Source organism: Ferdinandcohnia sp. GQ5 (assembly GCF_059759275.1).
The window spans coordinates 35,298-54,170 of the sequence record NZ_JCAXEW010000023.1 but is presented as its reverse complement, the minus strand read 5'-3'; the positions used below and the strand labels follow the sequence as shown (position 1 = coordinate 54,170).

The following is an 18,873-nucleotide window of genomic DNA, read 5'->3' as shown; positions in this document are numbered from 1 at the left end:
TCTATGAACTATTATTATTGTTATAACCTATTATTTCTGGAAATAGACTCAATTTCCTTTGTCTATGTATGTAGTTATATAGGAGGTTTTGTCAAACTATCAAGGAAGGGCGTTGGCTAGCGGGTCATTATTTGAATTTTAGGATATCATCGATTTTATGAAAGACTCTACGATGGCGACTTTCCTCCATTCGGGACTTCATCCTCCTTATGAAAGACTTTACGATGGTGACTTCCCCCCGTTCGGGAATTCATCAGCCTCCTCATCCAACTCAAAAAAGAAAAAGGAAAACACTTCCCGACGAATACGGGAAGTGTTTTAGGTAAAGCAGTAAGTATTTTGATTATATTAGCCTTGGCCTTTGTTAGACTGAGACTGTTGGTTTTGACGTCTTACTTCTTGAGCGTTTGTTTCGCTAGCAAACTCAGTACCGAATTGACCACCAGCACCTTGAGATTGAGCGTTTTGTTGTCTAACTTGTTGTACGTTAGTTCCAGCTGAAGTTTTGTTTGGTTGTTTAGCCATTGTAATCACCTCCACGACAATTAATTTGTCCTAGAAAGGAATTTAATATCCATAAAAAATATTATTTAAAAATAGGATATTTTTACATACTTTGGATAATCTTATTAATTGAACATAGTGAAACTAATATGATGTTCAAAAAGGAGGGTAATTGAAGATGTATGCTGGTCGAGACATGACTCATTTATCAATGATCCCAAAAAATGAATGGAAGGAAAGCGAGCTTGCTTTTTTCCACCATTCCTTTCAACAAATTGTCCCTTATTTAAATGCTGAGGGCCAATCCCTGCACCGTGAAATCGTCCAGGAAATTGAAGCTAGGGGCGGTTTCCACCGTAACAATGAATATACAAGTGATATTAAATTGTCGTATGATTGATTTTAGGTAGAGATAAAGTGGGTCAAGGGACCTGTCCCCTTGACCCATTTATTTAGTGAGGTAGCTTTTTAATATTTTTTGATGGGAAACTGGGAAGGTGTATTGTTCCATTTCCTTTAGGCTAACCAGCTTCAAGTTGTCGGTTTCCTTTATAGTACCCTCTATTTTCCCTTCAAACACAGTTATGTTCCAAATCAAATGAGAAAACACATGCTGAATTGTCGTGAATGCTTGGCCAATTTTTGCATTTACTTGATACTCGTTAGTCAAGAAATCACCGAGCTGTTCTTTTGGTGCCTGGACATCTAGAATGGTTTCATTGTTTGGAAATTCCCACAGATTTGCTAAAAGTCCTTTTTCAGGTCGTTTATGGATTAAAAGTTTGCCATCCTCGTTTTGAAGGACAACTGCCGCCATAGATACAGCCGTTGGTGCCTTTTTCTTACTCTTTACTGGTAGTTCTTTTTGAACACCCTCTGCAAAAGCTCTACAATGTTCTTGAACGGGACATAATAGGCATGCAGGATTTCCTGGAACGCAAATCAGTGCACCTAATTCCATTAAAGCTTGATTAAAAGCAGATGGATTATCTTTTGAGATAATTTCTCTGACAATATCTTCAAACAATTTGCGCGTTTTGGGCTTAGCAATGTCATCCCATACTGATAAAATTCTTGAAAGTACTCGCATCACATTTCCATCCACTGCAGGCTCAGGTATTCCATAAGCAATACTAAGGATTGCCCCAGTAGTATATGGGCCTACACCTTTTAGACTCGAAATTTCTTCAACTGTATTTGGAACCTTACCATCATATTCTTGCGCAACTTCCTTAACAGCAGCATGAAGGTTTCGAACACGTGAATAATACCCTAGGCCTTCCCATGCTTTAAGTACTTTCTCTTCATCTGCCTCAGCAAGATCTTCGATTGTCGGAAACTTAGAAACGAAATTCTCAAAATACGGAATCACTGTATCGACTCTTGTTTGTTGGAGCATAATTTCCGAAACCCATACTTTATAAGGATCTTGATCCTGCCTCCAAGGAAGGTCTCTTTGTTCTTTTTCAAACCAATCAATTAAATCATTTTGAAATTCATTTATCGAAAAACTTTTTAAAAGTTTCATTTGTCCATACCATTCCCTCTCCCAAGGTGATAAAATTAAAATAATTTACCTACATGAAGAAAAAGCTTGTCCTTCTTCATGAAATCCTATCTTAAAACCCCAAAAAATTAGTGTTCCATTCAATTTTTTTCAAACATCTTTTTAAATTGAGATTGTTGGTTACATTAAACTTAGGAACAACTAAAAGCACAAGCGCCTTGTTCAGCTCTGACAAGCACAAGACGATTCGGCTAGAAGGTTGCTTTTTAACCTTCTTGCCGAATCGAATTGTGACCTCGAGGGGCTAGGCGATGCAGCTAGACAAGTTCGAAAAAGGAGGTCCCATTTTGGATACAGGAACACATATCGTTATGGGTTTTGCTTTAGGTGGCATTGCCACACTTGACCCACATGTTACGGTTAACCCCGCTACTACTCATGCCGTGATCCTAGGAACGTTAATTGGTTCGCAAGCACCAGACCTTGATACGATACTTAAATTACGAAACAATGCTCATTATATAAAAAATCACAGAGGAATTACACATTCCATACCGGCGGTTTTACTTTGGCCGATATTGATTACTGGAGCCCTTTTATTCTTTTACCCAGAAGCGAATCTATTATCTTTATGGATGTGGACCTTTATTGGTGTCATTCTCCATGTATTTGTCGATATTTTTAATGCATATGGAACGCAAGCGTTACGGCCTTTTTCTCACAAGTGGGTAGCATTAGGTGTTATTAATACATTTGACCCCTTTATCTTCCTCATGCATTTAGTAGGTATTATCGTGTGGAAGTTTGGGCTGCACCCAGGAGTAACATTCTTTTCCGTATATGCAATCCTTCTGGTTTATTATATCATTCGATTTCGAATGCGAAATAAGGTTGAAGCAGCCGTTCGTGCCAAAATCGATGAAAAAATCACAGAGGTTATTATTTCTCCAACCTATCGTTTCAGTCAATGGCATATTGCCGTCATAACAGAGAAATATTTTTATGTTGCTCGCTCTGTAAACAACGAACTTATTTTACATGATCAATTTGTTAAACGCCCAATTCCTGATACACCTGTTATAAATGCTGCAATAAAGGACAAGAACCTTGCTGCATTCCTCCACTTCTCACCCGTTTATCGATGGGAAGTTGATGAGTATGATGATTATTATGAAGTTCGCTTTATTGACTTAAGATATCGAAGCAAGGGACATTATCCATTTGTTGCGGTTGTACAGCTGGATCTTGATTTAAATATTATAACATCCTATACTGGCTGGATTTTCAGCGAAGAAAAACTCCGTAAAAAACTAGAGCTCATCCCGAGTTAAACCATTCCCCCCATAACAATGTTGTTATGGGGCTTATTTACTTCCAATTACTTGATAAGGATTACCATTAATTCACGTTCTCCATTTTACATCATAAGAGGTCAAGAACTCCATACTAGTAATACGTGTTTAAAGGAGAGAACTCCCTTTTTGCACGATATCCAATTTTGCTTCTATAGGAGGTATTCGCATGCGGAACAAAAAACGAGGATTCCCAAACCAGAATCGTAATAAGTTTCAGGGTGAGCCTAGAGCAAAGGCAGAATACGCTTCAACAAGAGCAGATGGTTCCATTAACACACATCCACAAGAACGAATGAAGGCTTCAAGTGAGCGACACGATTTTTAACTTAGGGATCAGACCAAAGACTAAGAACGCCACATCATGTTGGCCTAAATCGATTCGAGTATAACTTGGAGGTGCGTATAATGGGTAAAAAAGGCTATAAACGAAATGAATACAACAATCCTTTCCAACAAGCATGGGCAAATCCAAAACATGCATGGGCACAGGTAAATGGTGAAACAAGACGGACACAAAATCTCATTATATTGGAGCATCAAACAAGAAAACAATCATAATTAGAAAAGTGAAGCGGCTTGTCAGCCCCGACAAGCACAAGACGGGCCGGCTTGTTCTTTAACCTTCTTGATGGAATGGCTTGTGACCTCGAGGGGCTAGGCGATGCAGCTAGACAATAATAAAAACCAGAGAGATCGTTTCTCTCTGGTTTTTATTATTCTTTAATAAGCAATGAAATCGGTAATGCTTCTTCCTTGCCCTCTTGGCTCATTCGATGTCCCCAAGCAAACACACCGTTGATGTAGTCGATTTTAAAATAACTGCCAGGGTCGCCATCTATTTCATATGTTTCTCCAGGTTTGTAATCCGCTGGATTAAGGAGATATGCTTTTGCCATAGAAGCTTTTCGTTCGAGCACAGCAAGTTCATTTACAATGCCAAGCTGTTCTGCTTTTCGGGCTTGTTCCTTTAAGCCAGCAATTTCCTGCCTTAATTCAAATTCTGTCATTTTGCTGTATCGTTTTTCTTGCATGTTAGTTCTCTCCATCCTTTATGTGAGTGATGAATTTTTCAATCATATCTAAGTCAAAGCCTTTGCGAAAAAGGGCTTGTTTCATTTTTTGTTCGTATTCCCATCCATCTAATTTATCAAATTTTCTATGAGCCTTCATTCCATGATGCTCGAGGGCTCCCCACTCTTCATCTGTGTCCTTCTCAATCGACGCTTCTTCCATGGCGATTTGAATGACGTCCCACGAATAACCTTTTCTTTGAAGGGTTTGCTCGATTTTTTGTTTTGTTTGACGCTCTGAAGCTTTATTGTTTTTTGGGATCGTTTTTGAAATTAACTTTATGGCTTTTTCGACTTGCTCGTCCATCGTAAAAAGGGCAAGACTTTTCAATAAAATGTCCTGTTCAATTCCTTTTTCAAATAGTTCTTGTTTAATTACCTCAGGGCCCTTTGTGGTTGTATTAATTTGTGTTTGGACATACGCTCTCGCAAATTCCTCATCATTAATGTATTTATATTCAGCAAGTTTATGAATCACGTCTGGAATAATTGGTTCATCGACTTCTTTTTTCTTAAGGTAATCAATGACTTCCTTCGTCGAACGCATTCTATAGGATAAAAAATTCAATGCCAAATTAAAGGCTTTTTTCACTTCATCCTCAAACTGTATTTCCGAAATGTCTAACTCATCAAGCTCCATCCCTTTTTTTAGCTGAAAAGAAATAAGAATATCCTGATCAACACTAAAAGCATATTCTTCGCCCTTCCCGTGATCAAGAAAAATATTAAATCGCTCTGTATTTTTCTTTTGAGTTGTGATTTTCGCTATAATGGCCATATCAATTACACCTCCCCTTTATAGTAGCACAGAAATTTAGAGGATAAATGGAAAACTTATTGAATTATGTAGGAAAAGGCATGGAAAGGAAGAAACTAATGAAGATTGCGATTGCTGGTGGAACTGGCTTTGTCGGAAAAAAGCTTACCGATTTTCTTTTGGATCAAAATCATGAAGTATATATTTTAACGAGAAATACTACCTATACAAGTCACCACCCTAACCTTCATTATGTTGAATGGCTAACAGCAACAAGTTCCCCAGAAAACCAACTACAAGGTCTAGATGCTATGATTAATCTCGCTGGTGAATCGTTGAATAGTGGTAGATGGACAGAGATTCGTAAAAAAAGAATAACAGAAAGTCGGATAACGGCAACAAAGGAAGTTCTTCGTATACTCTCTTCCTTGCCTAAAAAGCCGGAAGTCTTGTTGAATGCAAGTGCAATTGGAATTTATGGGACTTCAGAGACCGACACTTTTACAGAAGATTCTACGCAAGATGGCAGTGATTTTCTAGCAAAGACTGTTATTGCTTGGGAAGACGAAGCAAAGAAAGCAACTGACCTAGGTGTCCGAACTTGTTTCTTACGGTTTGGCGTTGTTCTTGGTGAGGACGGTGGTGCTCTTACACGAATGGTTTTACCTTATCATTTATTCATCGGAGGCACGATCGGCTCTGGAAAACAGTGGTTATCATGGATTCATATTGATGATGTTGTAAAAGGAATTGATTTTCTTTTACACAATACATCCGTCCACGGATCAGTTAATTTCACTGCACCACAACCCATGCAAATGAAACACTTTGGTCAAACCATCGGAGCTGTTATACATCGACCACATTGGCTTCCAGTACCCGGGTTTGTCTTAGAGGTTTTACTCGGTGAGATGAGCATCTTGGTATTAAAGGGACAAAAAGTGTTACCAAAAAAACTTGAAGAGCATGGGTTCTCTTTTACTTTTAAAACAGTAGAACAGGCATTGAGTCAAATTTTAAAAGGTTGATTCGACATGATTCAGCAAGGTCTTTACAAAACCGTCGAAATTACCAAAAATTTGATACAAAATTTTCACAAAAAACCTATTTATTTTTACAAAAGTTTCGAGTATGATACCTAGAGTGAAGTAAAAAAAGTATTACACAACAATAAAATACAAACTTAAAATTGGCTAATTCAAGTTGGCTAACTTTAGGGAAGGCAAATGGTGCGCCACCAGTTTCACTGGTTCTAGTGGGTTCGATTCCCACCCCGAAATTTTTTATCAATACAAAAAATTTCGAGGGTGGATCCTGCCACAGGTCTGGTCTGTCCTCATCTGGAGGGGAAACTGATGCTAAAAAAACGTGAACTTCAGGATTGTCTCGCGCTTTATGAATTACTGGTGCACCCAGATGTCTTCCCATTTGTGCGTCAAAAGGCTTATTCCTATGAAGAGTTTTTATTTGTAACAAAGCAAACGATTGAAGCAGAAGAGCGTGGTGAATTGATTTCACGTACTATTTTAGACGAGTGGGGCTCTCCGATCGGAACGATTAATTTATATGACATTGAAGACAATGCAGGTTTCCTTGGTACTTGGCTTGGCAAACCATTCCATGGAAAAGGCTACAATCAAGCAGCAAAGGATGCATTTTTTGCAGAACTCTTTTTTGAGCTTGGTATTGAAACAATCTTTATGAGAGTTAAGAAAGTAAACCATCGCTCAACAAAAGCTGTTCAAAAGCTACCTTTTGTGTCATTCGCCAATGAAACGAGAAAGTCATTACTTGACCAGATCAATGCTGATGGTGATATTTTTAACCTTTTTGAGGTTTCCAAAGATTTATATACATTGCATACCTTACGTGTAGGACAGAGTACTGAAGAAGAACATTTAAGAGAAGCTTAAACCCGTTATTTTCAACGGGTTTTTTGTTTGGATTTTTTTGGAATGGATAAACTAATACTATATTACTTAGAAAGCGAGGAATCTTTGATGGCAAAAGAAAAAAAGCGGGACAATAAGTCAAAAAGCACTTTAAGCAGCATGCAAGAGGTTTCATATTCTAGGGATTTTAAAATGGCTGACCAAGCCGGTGGGTATACCAAAAAGCAGGCTAGACATTAACATAATCAAATACGCCTTGGCGTATCTGATCACAGATTTTTTTCAAACTTGCTCGAAAATCTTCCATCGAAAAATCTGTGGCATCCGCCGGAGGCGAACATTATTCAGGCAGGCTAATTTTATCTAGTTCTTTTAGCCTTCATATATACAGACATTGTTTTTATACGGAAACCTTAAGTTGAATAATGTTCAGTATCTTCCACTTATGAAGTAAGTTTTCAAGGTCATCCTATAATTGAGCAGGTTGCGTTTGTAACCTCTCCACTATTATCTAGGATGGTGTTGAGAATGGGCAGATCAAGAGGACAAAAATCACGAGATAAAAACAAAGGGAACTTACCACAAGTTCCACAAAACATGAAATCAGATGGTCGTGATGTCGAGTTCTCACGTGAACTTGCTGACCAAGACGATTTAGAAGCGCAAGCACGCTCAAATGCAGCAGATGCGAGAGCGAAAAAACGAAAAAAGAAATAGGTAATGTGTCCATAACCGAAGGAAAACGTCCTTCGGTTTTTTTTTTTGCTAAATACAGTCCCCCTTTTCCCTCTTATACATATTTTTAGCACAGTACAAACTCGTAGCGCATAAAATAAATCGATTGCCAATACTCACAATTCATGGAGGTGAATGAAATGGAGTATTCAATTACAAGAGATTATATTCGTTTGGGAAATTCACGATCCGGGCAAAAGATTTCAAAGGTGCGATTTATCGTTAGTCATGACACAGGGAATCCTGGGTCTACTGCTTATGGAAATCGAAATTATTTTGACCGTTCACAGCCAAGTGCTTCTGCCCACACTTTCATTGATGATAAATACGTTTTAGAAATAATCCCCCTCAACGAAAAAGCATGGCATGTTCGTTACAATATTACGGCTGACAATCAGCGTTTTGGTGATAATGCAAATGACGCAGCAATTGGTGTAGAGCTTTGCCATGGAGGGAAAATTAATTTCCAAGAGGCATATAATCGATATGTGTGGTACCATGCTTATTTGTGTGACAAATTTAATTTAGATCCGAAAAAACATATTGTGGCACATAGCACATTAGACCCTTCTAGAAGATCAGATCCACAAAATGCATTGCGCCCACATGGCGTTTCTTGGGAAGAATTTATCCATGATGTACAAGAGTCATTTAATCGTGATTTTAAGGGTGTACCTACTAGCAATCCGAAGCCTGTCGTTGCAGGAGTATCAACGCGGTTGCCAATTCGAAGAGGAAATACAGGTCCATTCGTAAAGGAAATTCAAGAAGACTTAATTAAAGCTGGTTATTCAATGTCTCCATATGGTGCTGATGGAAGCTTCGGCCCTGCAACCGAAAATGCAGTCATGCGCTTCCAAAAACGATATGGGCTAGCTGTGGATGGGCTAGTTGGGCCAGCCACATTAAGAAAGCTTGAAGAAGTCATTAAACAGAACAATTCTACCGACGACGAGTTTCCACTCCCTAATGGAGTTTGGAAACGTGGTGACAAAGGTGAAGAAGTTCGTATGATCCAACGTGCTTTAAAGCATATTAACTTTGATCCTAAAATGATTGATGGCAGTTATGGTCCATTAACGGAAGATGCAGTTAGAAGATTTCAATCGATGTATGCTGCTTTAAAAGACGATGGGATATATGGACCAAATACTAAGAAATATATTCAGATGGAATTAAATGATATGTAACCCACTGGCTTCAGTGGGTTTTTATTTGTTGGATATCGTTATTTTTTCGTAAATTGAGCTATTAGCCATAAGCGATAGGCTAACGGCCAAAAAAACAAATTAACAGCCATAAAATCTAATTAACAGCCATAAAACAGTTTGCCATCAGCCATAAACCAAGAGATTTTACCGTTGATTGATCTCTTTCCAAACCTCTTCATATACTTTTTTCAATGGAATGCCATTTTCTTCTGCAATCCGGCGGCAATCTTCATATTCTGGAGACTTTTGAACGGATTCCCCTTCGAAAACCCCTTCTTTCACGGTAATTTTGCCCCATTTTGTGATAACTTCCGTAAAAGTTCGTTCAAGTCGATGAACGGATAGTGGGTAATACCGTAATCCAAGCGTCGTTGTTTCCGAAAACAAAATAGCTTTCATTTTGTCTAATTTGCCTTTGGCGCAAAGAAGCTGTAGAAGGACAGCTGGTCTGTTTTTCTTCATATAAATAGGAGTATAATAAACGTCATTTGCTCCAGCATCAAATAATAAATCCATGACATAGCCTAACCATTCACCAGACATATTATCGAGGTTTACCTCGAGCTTGATCATCTCGCTGTCGATATGCTCATGATTTGGAGGAAGTTTTTTTTCCATAATTCCCTACCCTTTCCTGCAAAAATAGACTATCGCTAGTATAACATTAGGCGATAAAAATAGCCCGCCAATTGGCGAGCTATCCATTCGTGTTTTTTAAAACTCAAAGTAGTCTTTTGCGTTTTGGTAGCAGATTCCTTTTACGACATCTCCTAGTAAATCCATGTCGTTTGGAACTTCTCCGTCTTCAACCCATTCTCCAATTAAGTTACACACTAAACGACGGAAATACTCGTGTCTAGTGTAAGATAGGAAGCTTCTAGAGTCAGTAAGCATACCGATGAAACGGCTGAATAAGCCAAGGTTCGCTAATGCTTTCATTTGCTCGAGCATTCCTTCTTTTTGATCATTGAACCACCAAGCAGTTCCGAATTGCATTTTACCTGGTTTTCCTCCGCCTTGGAAGTTACCAATTGTTGTACCAAGGATGTAGTTATCGTTTGGATTTAAAGAGTAAAGAATGGTTTTTGGTAGAGCATCTTCTGTATCTAGTGCATCTAGTAATTGGTTTAATGGACGTGCTAGTTCACCATCATTGATGCTATCATAACCAGTGTCTGCTCCTAATTTTCCAAACATTCTTGTGTTGTTGTTACGTAACGCATGAATATGTAATTGCATCGCCCAGTCGCGTTTTGCATATTCTTTCCCTAAGAAAACGAGTGTGTAGGATTTATACTTAATTTCATCCTCAATTGAAACTTTTTCACCTTTGATTGCTTTTTCAAATGACGCTGCAGCTTCTTCTTTTGTTGTATGCTCATACATCATTGTGTTAATAGCATGGTCAGATACTCGGCCACCAAGTGAATGGAAGAATTCAATTCTGTTCTCTAGCGCAGTTAAGAAATCATCATAATTTGAAATCCCAACACCAGATACTTCACTTAGTTTTTTCACCCAACTAACAAAAGTGTCTTGGTTGATTTCTAAACCTTTGTCTGGTCGGAAGCTTGGTAATACTTTTACATCAAAGCTTGAATCTTCAGCAATAAGCTTGTGATATTCTAATGAGTCTGTTGGATCGTCAGTCGTACAAACGACTTCTACATTTGATTTTTTAATAAGGTCTCTTGCACCGAATCCTTCTCCGGTTAACTTGCTATTTACATTTTCCCAAATAGCAGGAGCAGATTTTTCGTTTAAGATTTCATGTACATCAAAGAAACGTTGAAGTTCTAAATGAGTCCAGTTGAACAATGGGTTTCCAATTGTCATTGGAACTGTTTTTGCCCAAGCAACAAATTTATCATAATCAGAAGCATTTCCTGTTACGTACTCTTCTTCAATACCATTTGCTCTCATTGCTCTCCACTTATAGTGGTCGCCATATAGCCATGCTTCAGTAATATTTTTGAAAGTTTTGTTTTCATAAATTTCTTGTGGGCTTAAGTGGCAGTGATAATCAATGATTGGCATGTCCTTTGCAAAGTTATTGTACAAAGCTACCGCAGTGTCATTTGACAACAAGAATGTTTCATCCATAAATTTTTTCATTTTTGTCCACCTGCTTTTTTAAATTTTACTTACTTATAGTAACCCAATAGTGGGGAGATAATCAATTAATGCCTTTGCGTTTTTACCTTAATATTAAAGTTCCAACGGCAAAGGGGTATCTAAAAAGACACCCCATTTTTTTATTCTATTAGTAGATCTGGTAAGAATAGTGAAAACTGTGGAACGAATGTAACTAAAAGTAAGGTTACAATCATCGCTAAATAGAATGGTGCCATTCCCTTGAGTGTTTTCTCTATTGGTATTTGTCCAATTGCACAACCTACAAAGAGACAGGTTCCTACTGGTGGTGTAATTAAGCCAATTGCTAGGTTTAAAATGAGCACTACACCAAACTGTACTGGATCCATGCCAGCTGCAGTAGCAACAGGTAATAAAATAGGAGTCGCAATTAAGATAAGTGGAGCCATGTCCATAAACATACCAAGAACTAGTAAAATTAAGTTGATAAGCAATAATGTTACAATGTCATTAGGCGAGAACGCAAGAAGTCCCTCTGTAACCATTGCTGGAACTTTTAATAATGCTAAAAGCCATCCAAACGCTGATGATGAAGCGATTAAGAATAGTACCATTGCTAAAGTTTTAGATGTTCTTACTAAGATAATACGCATTCTTGAAAGCGGAATATCACGATAAACGAAGAATGTAATAATAAATGCATATACTACACCAATCGCAGCTGACTCAGTAGCTGTGAAGATACCACTTACAATACCACCGATGATGATAACAGCCGTTAAAAGACCTAATAAACCTTCACGAATAATTTTTGGAATCTCTTCTCTTTTAACAGGTTCACCTTTTGGATAGTTACGTTTTACCGCAATAATATATGTTACAACCATTAGAATTAATCCTAATAAGATACCTGGTACAATTCCACCCATAAATAAAGCGCCTACAGAAACTCCACCTGCAGCAGTAGAATAAATAATCATGTTATGACTTGGTGGGATCATAACCCCTTGTGCTGCACTGGAAATTGTTACGTTTACAGCATAATCTGAATCATATTTTGCCTTTTTCATCATTGGAATTAAAACAGATCCGATTGAAGATACGTCTGCAACTGCAGACCCTGAAATTCCGCCGAAGAATGTACTTGCCAATACGTTAACCATGGCTAGTCCACCACGAACCTTACCAATCATAACGTTAGCTAAGTTAATTAAGCGTCTAGAAATACCGCCTTCATTCATTATTTCTCCTGCTAAAATAAAGAAAGGAATCGCAAGGAGTGAGAATGAATTAAGTCCGCCTACCATACGTTGTACTAATGCTGCTAAATCTATATCCATATAAATTCCTGTTAAAAATGATGACACTATTAAACTTAGTGCAACAGGAACGCGTATAAGTAGTAGAAGAACAAAGCTTCCTAATAATACTAATACTTCCATTTATAACTCACTCCTCTATCTGTTCATCCCATTCTTGGTGCATACCCTTTTTAAACAATAGCTCGATGCCGTAAATTAGCATTAAAATTCCTGAAACAGGGATTGCTGCGTATAAAACACTTTGCGGTAACCCAGTTCCTGCCATTGTGGATTCGCCCATCAATGTTGTAAACCTAATTCCGTAAACAATAAATATAATGGCAACAATAATTACTAAAATTTTTGCGATAATATCACATAATGTTTGGACCTTTTTTGGAAATAACGCAACTAATGCACCTACACCAATATGGAGTTTATCTCTGAAACCAACAGCGATTCCGATGAAACTTACCCACACTAGTAGTAGCATTGACACCTCCGAGGACCAACGGGGAGTATAGCTGAAAAAATATCTTGTAAAAACTGTTGCAGCAACAATAACGGTCATTAATGCTATGAAAATAACATTTATATTGTCAATCCCGTTATCAAACATACTTTTGATTTTTTTAAACCGTTCCATTTAACTAGCCTCCTTAAAGCAAACCCGATGATTGTCGAGCCTCAGATGAAAGCAAAGCAGTAGTTGCATAATACTTTCTGTATTCGTTAAAAAACTAACGAAGCTTTTCATTACCTTTTTAACTAACCCAAACACATCATTTTCCGTGTTAGAAAATTTATATTCTTTGCTTTCAACACATGAAGTCATACTAAACTATATGAGGGGCACCCCTCCCTCAAGACCATCATCTTAAGGGAGAATTTGCCACCAAAAGCTTGATAGATAATTATTCTACCGCTTCGATTTTTTCAATATTTTCTTTGTATGCGCCACCATGTTTGTCATAAACAGGTTGTACAGCTTCACGCCATGGAGTAGTATCTGTAATTTCAACTACTTCATTACCTGCAGCTTCTACTTTTTCTTTTGCTTCATTTTCTAGATCTGCCCAAGCAGTTTTTTGAGCTTCTTGTGATTCCATTGCAGCTTCTTTGATTGCTTTTTGATGTTCTTCACTTAAATCATTCCATACCTTAGAAGAAATCATTAAAATTTCAGGAACGCGTGAGTGAGCATCTAAAGTAAAGTATTTTGCAACTTCATAGTGATTTACTGAATAGTAACTTGGATAGTTGTTTTCAGCACCATCGATAACACCTGTTTGAAGACCAGAATATACCTCTTCGTACGCCATTGGAGTTGCAGATGCACCAAGTGATTCTACCATGTCTACTACTAGAGCAGATTGTTGAACACGAATCTTAAGACCCTTTAAATCTTCTGGCTTTTCAACTGGGTGTTTTGAGTTATAGAAGTTACGGCTACCAGAATCATAGAATACTAGACCTCTCATATTCGCTTCTTCCATACCAGCTAATAAATCCTCACCGATTTCACCATTTAATACACTCCACATATGGTCTGCATCTCTAAATAGGTAAGGCATTGAAAGAACACCTAAATCTTTAGAGAATTCAGCAAGTGGACTTGCATTAACACGTGCAAAGTCGATTGTACCTAATTGAACTTGCTCGATAACGCTCTTCTCGTCTCCAAGCTGACCACCCGCGTACACTTCAACTTTAACTTGTCCATCAGTTTTCTCTTCTACTAATTTCGCAAACTCTTTATCCCCTACAACTGTTGGATAATCCTCAGGTTGGTTGTCTGCTAATTTTAAAACGATAGGATCTTTTGCATCGCCATCTCCACCGCCACTAGTTTTAGTAGCTGAATCATCTCCTCCGCCACAAGCTGCTAATAAGCCTGCAAGCATAAAGGACATAGATAGAACTGCTAAGCCTTTTTTCTTCATAAAAAGCTTCCCCCTCTGGTGTGTTTTATTTTTGGTTTCAAAGTCTATAATACTTAACTTCCCATATGAAACGCTTTCATATGTTATGAAAAAAAATCGAAAGCAACTGGCAATCGCTTTCATTTGTGTTATAGACTTCAGCAAAATAACAACGTTGTTATTTCTACTACATCATAAATTAAATTATTGTAGTTTTCAAGTCTTTTTTTGTCGAATTCTAAATATACAGTTTTGTAAACGTTGACAATATAGTGGAAACCTGTGAAAATATTAGATAAATAAGCTATAAATTTATTAAAAAAATAATAACGTTGTTAAATGAATTTTACATGACACAACATATTAAAATAAAAAAATAATCTATAGGTGACTTCTATGAATATTACGATTAAGGATATTGCACGGGTAGCTGGTGTTAGTTACTCTACTGTTTCAAAAGCGTTGAACGATAGCCCACTAGTTAAACCGGATACAAAGACAAAGATTATGAAAATTGCCAAGGAGTTAGGATATAAACCTAATTTTGCTGCACAAAGCCTTGTTTCTAAACAAACAAAAGTAATTGGATTGATTTGGCCGACTCTAGAACGGATTGCTCCGTCTACATTGGTTACTAGAATCAATGAGGAAATTAAATCAAACTCCTATTCTATGATATTATCAATTGATTGTATTGAGGATTCGCTTGAGTTGTTCAAACGGTATCAAGTAGATGGGGTTCTTGTGTTTGATGAACATAACCATAGTATTTTAGATACGGTTTCAATTCCAATAGTGACTTACGGTGTTGGAAGAAACAAAAAACATACTGTGATTGATGTCAGCTATCAAAGGGCTATGAAAATGTCTGTTGAATATTTATATAATCTTGGGCATAGAAACATCGCTTATCTTGGCGATTTCTCACCTATCGATGATCGACAATTAGAAAAATACTACGGCATAAAAAAAGCAATGAATAGCCTAAATCTCCCGATTACAAATGAAAATTTAGTAAACACGGCAGGACTTAATTGGTATGATGGATATTTAGCAACTAAGCGTTTGTTGAACTCTCCTAATAGACCTACTGCAATTATTGGTTCAAGTTATGATATTAGCGCAGGAATTGTTCGCGCACTTCGTGAGGCGAACTTAATTATCCCAAAGGATATTTCCGTTATGAGTTACGATAATATCTCACAAATGGGAAATCTGGAAATTCCATTAACGAGTATCGGGGTCCCCGTGGATGAAATTGCTTGTAATATGGTTGAAACTCTAATAACTCAAATAAAAACGAAGGATACAACACCTATTCTTAAACAATTAAACCCGAAAATAAATGAACGGGTCTCGTGTGCTCAGGCTGGAATACTACTATGAGATGGCTAGGATGATTGCCTAGCCATTGTTTATTTTTACAACAAGGAGAAAATCATGATTGTTCTATATAGTCTATTGTTTTTGTTTTATTTTTTAAGTTTAATAGTTGATTCTTTATGGGTTACGACAGGAATGGGAATGCTATCCATTCTTGCGTGGCTTTTTTCTATTAAAGGATCTTCTCTATTATTCAGGGTTATTAGTATTCTTTTTGTAGGGATTGGTATTCTAGTATTTTTCCTTGAAGGTAGGGAAATTACAGAGTTACCATTGTATGCTACATCCATGGTTCCCTTATTAGCTATCTTTTATGTTCTGCCTTTTATCAACTCGATAATTATCGTGGGACGATACGATCAGCAAGTTAGTAAACTTTTAAAAGTCCGTATTCAAAATATGGGGCAGTTATTTGGTCGAACATCAATGGTTACCTTTTTATTGGGAGGTTTTCTTAACCTTGCAACCCTTCCACTCGTTAAGGCAGTTATACAGAAAAATATTTCTCATATGGCAGAAAATCTTCGAAATAAATTTATTTCACGTGCAATGCTAAGGGGATATGTTTTTAGTATTATCATTTCGCCCATGGAGTTGTTAGTTATTTTAACTGTCGAATCGACTCATCTTCCATACTTAACGGTCTTACCATGGTTATTACTTTTTACATTTATTTTAATTCTATTAAATTGGTTGATAGGCTATTTGTCCTTTAAAAAATATGAACTTACAGAAGAAGGTCAGGAGATTGAGGATGAGGCCGCAAAAAGACAAATGAAACGAAAGGTCATATCACTTGTCTTCTACCTTGCCTTGTTTATGGTTGCGATTTTGAGTGTGAATCGCATTTTGGATATGGGGTTTCTACAAACGATTGCAATTGTAATTGTCCCCTTCTCATTTTTTTGGGCCATTTCGATTAAACGCTTGAAGTCATATATAACATTTGCTATTCCGTTATGGAAAAGGCGCACGATTAGTTTAAAAGATAATTTGGTCCTCTTTTTAGGGGTTGGTTTTTTCACAGGAAATTTAGGTGATTCGGGCTTTATCGATTATTTACAGGAGTCTTTTACACATTTAAGCCAGTATCCAGTATTCTTGTTTCTGTTCATACAAGTGTTATTTCTTGGGCTTGCTTTAACTGGGTTTCATCCGCTAGTGACATTGACTATTCTTATTGCAATTGTTGATCCTGTTTTGGAGATGGTTAATCCGTTAAGTTTGAGTTTAGTCATGATTACTTCTGCGCTTTCGACTACGATTGCCGGTCCTTTTAATGTGTCTGTTTCGATTACGGGTGATTTATTGCATGTCAATTCATATAAGGTATCTCTTTGGAATTCAGGATTTGCCTTTCTGTTTAGTGGTGTCGGTACAATCATGGCATTATGTTTGTTATAAACAAAGGCTGTTTTCGCAAACTTTGTTGTTTTTACCAATGATTTCCGCTTCAGGTGGACGCTTTCCGCGGGCGTGGCTTGAGCCTCCTCAACGAAATGTGGAGGCGGCTTTCACAGAAACGAGAAAATTGTCCGTCAACAACGCCACGTCCTGTGGCATTGTCGGCACTAGCACATCCTGTGCGTCGGAGACTCCGATAAAGAGGCGTATTTTGCCTCTGAAGGAGGAGTTGAAATTTCTCGAGTTTCTAGCCGCTACAACTGAACAGGTCCCTACTGCTTCTGCGGGGTCTCAATTCTCACGCTTTTCCCGCTGGACATTGAATTTGCTTCTTTGAAATAACCCACGCACGAAGAAAATGTGAATACATTTTCGAGGAGTCGCCACCTTACGCTCCAATCTACTAGGTTTACACATTATATCTAAAAACAACAAACTTATAGAAAAGAGCCTAAACAAACAACCCTACCTTTGGTTAGAATCAAACTGAGGTAGGGCTGTTTGTTGATTATTCTACCGCTTCAATTCTATCAATCCATTCTTTGTATGCTCCACCATGCTTATCATAGACAGGCTGTACCGCTTCACGCCAAGGTGCAGTATCTGTAATTTCAGTAACCTCATTTCCTGCTGCTTCAACCTTTTCTCTCGCTTTTTCAACCAAAGCAGCCCAAGAATCGATTTGAACCTTTTGAGATTCCATCGCAGCTTCTTTCAATGCTTTTTGGTCTTCTGCGCTTAACTCACCCCATACTTTCTTTGAAATCATAAGAATCTCTGGTACACGGGAATGTCCATCCAATGTAAAGTATTTTGCAACTTCATAGTGATTTACTGAGTAGTAGCTTGGATAGTTATTCTCCGCACCATCAATAACGCCTGTTTGAAGAGCTGAATATACTTCTTCATAAGCCATTGGTGTTGCTGATGCACCTAATGCTTCAACCATATCTACTACAAGGGCTGATTGTTGAACACGAATCTTGAGTCCTTTTAAATCTTCTGGCTTTTCGACTGGATGTTTAGAGTTATAAAAATTACGGCTACCAGAATCGTAGAATACTAGTCCTCTCATATTTGCTTCTTCCATCCCAACTAGAAGCTCCTCACCAATTTCTCCATTAAGGACATTCCACATATGGTCAGCACCCCTAAATAAATAAGGCATAGATAGAACACCTAAATCTTTAGAGAACTCAGCAAGTGGACTTGCATTTACACGTGCAAAATCAATTGTTCCTAATTGAACCTGCTCAATTACGCTTTTTTCATCACCCAGCTGTCCACCTGAATATACTTCAACTTTAATTCTGCCACCTGTTTTTTCTTCTACTAGTTTCGCAAACTCCTTATCTCCAACGACTGTTGGGTAATCATCTGGTTGATTGTCTGCTAAACGTAACACAATCGGATCTTTCTCTTTTTCATCGCTGCCATTGTTCCCCGGAGCACTAGTCTGCTCCTTATCTGTTCCTCCGCCACTACAAGCAGCTAATACTCCTGCAAGTACGAAGGAAATGGACAGAAATGCTAACCATTTTTTCCTCATCGAAATGTTCCCCCTCTATTAATTATTTTCTCGGCCCACAGTTGTTGACAACGCTTACATTTTGTAGACCTTCAAACAACTTCATCTTATGATAAAGCCAACTGGTTTTCAAGTATTTTATTGAATATTCAAAATTATAAAATTAAAATATAAAGTGCCTCAGAAAATGAGACACTTTGATCATACGAT

Annotated in this window: 21 protein-coding genes and 1 pseudogene; 12 read left to right on the top strand and 10 right to left on the bottom strand. The window is 37.6% G+C overall.

Annotated features, from left to right (window positions below; translation table 11 throughout):
- Window positions 1-348: 348 nt before the first annotated feature.
- Complete coding sequence (locus AC6CHV_RS22535) at window positions 349-525, bottom strand: gamma-type small acid-soluble spore protein (protein WP_099352808.1); 177 nt, start codon at window positions 523-525, stop codon at window positions 349-351.
- Window positions 526-682: 157 nt separating this feature from the next.
- Between AC6CHV_RS22535 and yfhS the strand changes: the two genes are divergently transcribed.
- On the top strand, window positions 683-904 hold the full coding sequence (yfhS, locus tag AC6CHV_RS22530; RefSeq protein WP_099352809.1) for a mother cell protein YfhS: 222 nt from the start codon (window positions 683-685) through the stop codon (window positions 902-904).
- A gap of 48 nt (window positions 905-952) precedes the next feature.
- Here the strand turns inward: yfhS and mutY are convergent, their stop codons facing one another.
- Window positions 953-2,032 (bottom strand): A/G-specific adenine glycosylase, encoded by a 1,080-nt coding sequence (gene mutY / locus AC6CHV_RS22525; RefSeq protein ID WP_498079720.1) that lies wholly within the window; start codon window positions 2,030-2,032, stop codon window positions 953-955.
- 326 nt (window positions 2,033-2,358) lie between these two features.
- Between mutY and AC6CHV_RS22520 the strand changes: the two genes are divergently transcribed.
- From AC6CHV_RS22520 to AC6CHV_RS22510, 3 genes are all read left to right on the top strand, one after another.
- Window positions 2,359-3,342, top strand: coding sequence for a metal-dependent hydrolase (locus tag AC6CHV_RS22520; protein WP_341332697.1), 984 nt, complete (start codon window positions 2,359-2,361; stop codon window positions 3,340-3,342).
- Between the two features lie 190 nt (window positions 3,343-3,532).
- Window positions 3,533-3,691 carry a small, acid-soluble spore protein K gene (locus tag AC6CHV_RS22515; RefSeq protein ID WP_010677476.1) on the top strand — a complete coding sequence of 53 codons (159 nt, stop codon included), beginning with the start codon at window positions 3,533-3,535 and terminating at the stop codon, window positions 3,689-3,691.
- An 80-nt stretch (window positions 3,692-3,771) separates the two neighbouring features.
- Entirely contained in the window at window positions 3,772-3,924 is a 153-nt protein-coding gene (locus tag AC6CHV_RS22510; protein ID WP_099352812.1) for a YpzG family protein, read from the top strand.
- Between the two features lie 155 nt (window positions 3,925-4,079).
- Here AC6CHV_RS22510 and AC6CHV_RS22505 read toward each other — a convergent pair whose 3' ends face one another.
- Both AC6CHV_RS22505 and recX read right to left on the bottom strand, forming a co-directional pair.
- Complete coding sequence (locus tag AC6CHV_RS22505) at window positions 4,080-4,397, bottom strand: DUF1811 family protein (protein ID WP_498079719.1); 318 nt, start codon at window positions 4,395-4,397, stop codon at window positions 4,080-4,082.
- A 1-nt stretch (window position 4,398) separates the two neighbouring features.
- Window positions 4,399-5,214, bottom strand: a complete 816-nt coding sequence (gene recX / locus AC6CHV_RS22500; RefSeq protein ID WP_341332699.1) for a recombination regulator RecX — start codon at window positions 5,212-5,214, stop codon at window positions 4,399-4,401.
- 98 nt (window positions 5,215-5,312) lie between these two features.
- Here recX and AC6CHV_RS22495 point away from each other — a divergent pair, with 98 nt between their 5' ends.
- The 6 genes and pseudogenes from AC6CHV_RS22495 to AC6CHV_RS22470 all read left to right on the top strand — a co-directional run bounded on the left by AC6CHV_RS22495 (window position 5,313) and on the right by AC6CHV_RS22470 (window position 9,010).
- A complete protein-coding gene (locus tag AC6CHV_RS22495; RefSeq protein ID WP_498079735.1) occupies window positions 5,313-6,221 on the top strand; it encodes a TIGR01777 family oxidoreductase in 909 nt (302 codons plus the stop codon).
- A 327-nt stretch (window positions 6,222-6,548) separates the two neighbouring features.
- Entirely contained in the window at window positions 6,549-7,106 is a 558-nt protein-coding gene (locus tag AC6CHV_RS22490) for a GNAT family N-acetyltransferase (RefSeq protein WP_341332700.1), read from the top strand.
- An 87-nt stretch (window positions 7,107-7,193) separates the two neighbouring features.
- A complete protein-coding gene (locus AC6CHV_RS22485) occupies window positions 7,194-7,325 on the top strand; it encodes a YfhE family protein (protein WP_099352896.1) in 132 nt (43 codons plus the stop codon).
- A 288-nt stretch (window positions 7,326-7,613) separates the two neighbouring features.
- Window positions 7,614-7,802 carry a YfhD family protein gene (locus AC6CHV_RS22480; RefSeq protein WP_099352817.1) on the top strand — a complete coding sequence of 63 codons (189 nt, stop codon included), beginning with the start codon at window positions 7,614-7,616 and terminating at the stop codon, window positions 7,800-7,802.
- 158 nt (window positions 7,803-7,960) lie between these two features.
- Window positions 7,961-8,473, top strand: a pseudogene (locus AC6CHV_RS22475) (peptidoglycan recognition protein family protein); the annotation flags it as partial.
- Between the two features lie 66 nt (window positions 8,474-8,539).
- On the top strand, window positions 8,540-9,010 hold the full coding sequence (locus AC6CHV_RS22470; RefSeq protein WP_341333579.1) for a peptidoglycan-binding domain-containing protein: 471 nt from the start codon (window positions 8,540-8,542) through the stop codon (window positions 9,008-9,010).
- A 165-nt stretch (window positions 9,011-9,175) separates the two neighbouring features.
- Here the strand turns inward: AC6CHV_RS22470 and larC2 are convergent, their stop codons facing one another.
- The 5 genes from larC2 to AC6CHV_RS22445 form a co-directional block, all read right to left on the bottom strand.
- A complete protein-coding gene (larC2, locus tag AC6CHV_RS22465; RefSeq protein WP_341332701.1) occupies window positions 9,176-9,649 on the bottom strand; it encodes a nickel pincer cofactor biosynthesis protein LarC2 in 474 nt (157 codons plus the stop codon).
- Window positions 9,650-9,745: 96 nt separating this feature from the next.
- Window positions 9,746-11,146 (bottom strand): glucuronate isomerase, encoded by a 1,401-nt coding sequence (uxaC, locus tag AC6CHV_RS22460; RefSeq protein ID WP_341332702.1) that lies wholly within the window; start codon window positions 11,144-11,146, stop codon window positions 9,746-9,748.
- A 140-nt stretch (window positions 11,147-11,286) separates the two neighbouring features.
- Entirely contained in the window at window positions 11,287-12,567 is a 1,281-nt protein-coding gene (locus AC6CHV_RS22455; protein WP_341332703.1) for a TRAP transporter large permease, read from the bottom strand.
- A gap of 7 nt (window positions 12,568-12,574) precedes the next feature.
- Window positions 12,575-13,072 carry a TRAP transporter small permease gene (locus AC6CHV_RS22450; protein ID WP_341332704.1) on the bottom strand — a complete coding sequence of 166 codons (498 nt, stop codon included), beginning with the start codon at window positions 13,070-13,072 and terminating at the stop codon, window positions 12,575-12,577.
- Window positions 13,073-13,340: 268 nt separating this feature from the next.
- Window positions 13,341-14,369 (bottom strand): TRAP transporter substrate-binding protein DctP, encoded by a 1,029-nt coding sequence (locus AC6CHV_RS22445; RefSeq protein ID WP_498079718.1) that lies wholly within the window; start codon window positions 14,367-14,369, stop codon window positions 13,341-13,343.
- A gap of 375 nt (window positions 14,370-14,744) precedes the next feature.
- On the opposite strand from AC6CHV_RS22445, the gene AC6CHV_RS22440 reads away from it, so the two are divergent.
- Window positions 14,745-15,734 carry a substrate-binding domain-containing protein gene (locus AC6CHV_RS22440; protein ID WP_498079717.1) on the top strand — a complete coding sequence of 330 codons (990 nt, stop codon included), beginning with the start codon at window positions 14,745-14,747 and terminating at the stop codon, window positions 15,732-15,734.
- 54 nt (window positions 15,735-15,788) lie between these two features.
- On the top strand, window positions 15,789-17,135 hold the full coding sequence (locus AC6CHV_RS22435; protein ID WP_498079716.1) for a hypothetical protein: 1,347 nt from the start codon (window positions 15,789-15,791) through the stop codon (window positions 17,133-17,135).
- Window positions 17,136-17,643: 508 nt separating this feature from the next.
- Here AC6CHV_RS22435 and AC6CHV_RS22430 read toward each other — a convergent pair.
- Window positions 17,644-18,684, bottom strand: a complete 1,041-nt coding sequence (locus tag AC6CHV_RS22430) for a TRAP transporter substrate-binding protein DctP (protein ID WP_498079715.1) — start codon at window positions 18,682-18,684, stop codon at window positions 17,644-17,646.
- Window positions 18,685-18,873: the final 189 nt, after the last annotated feature.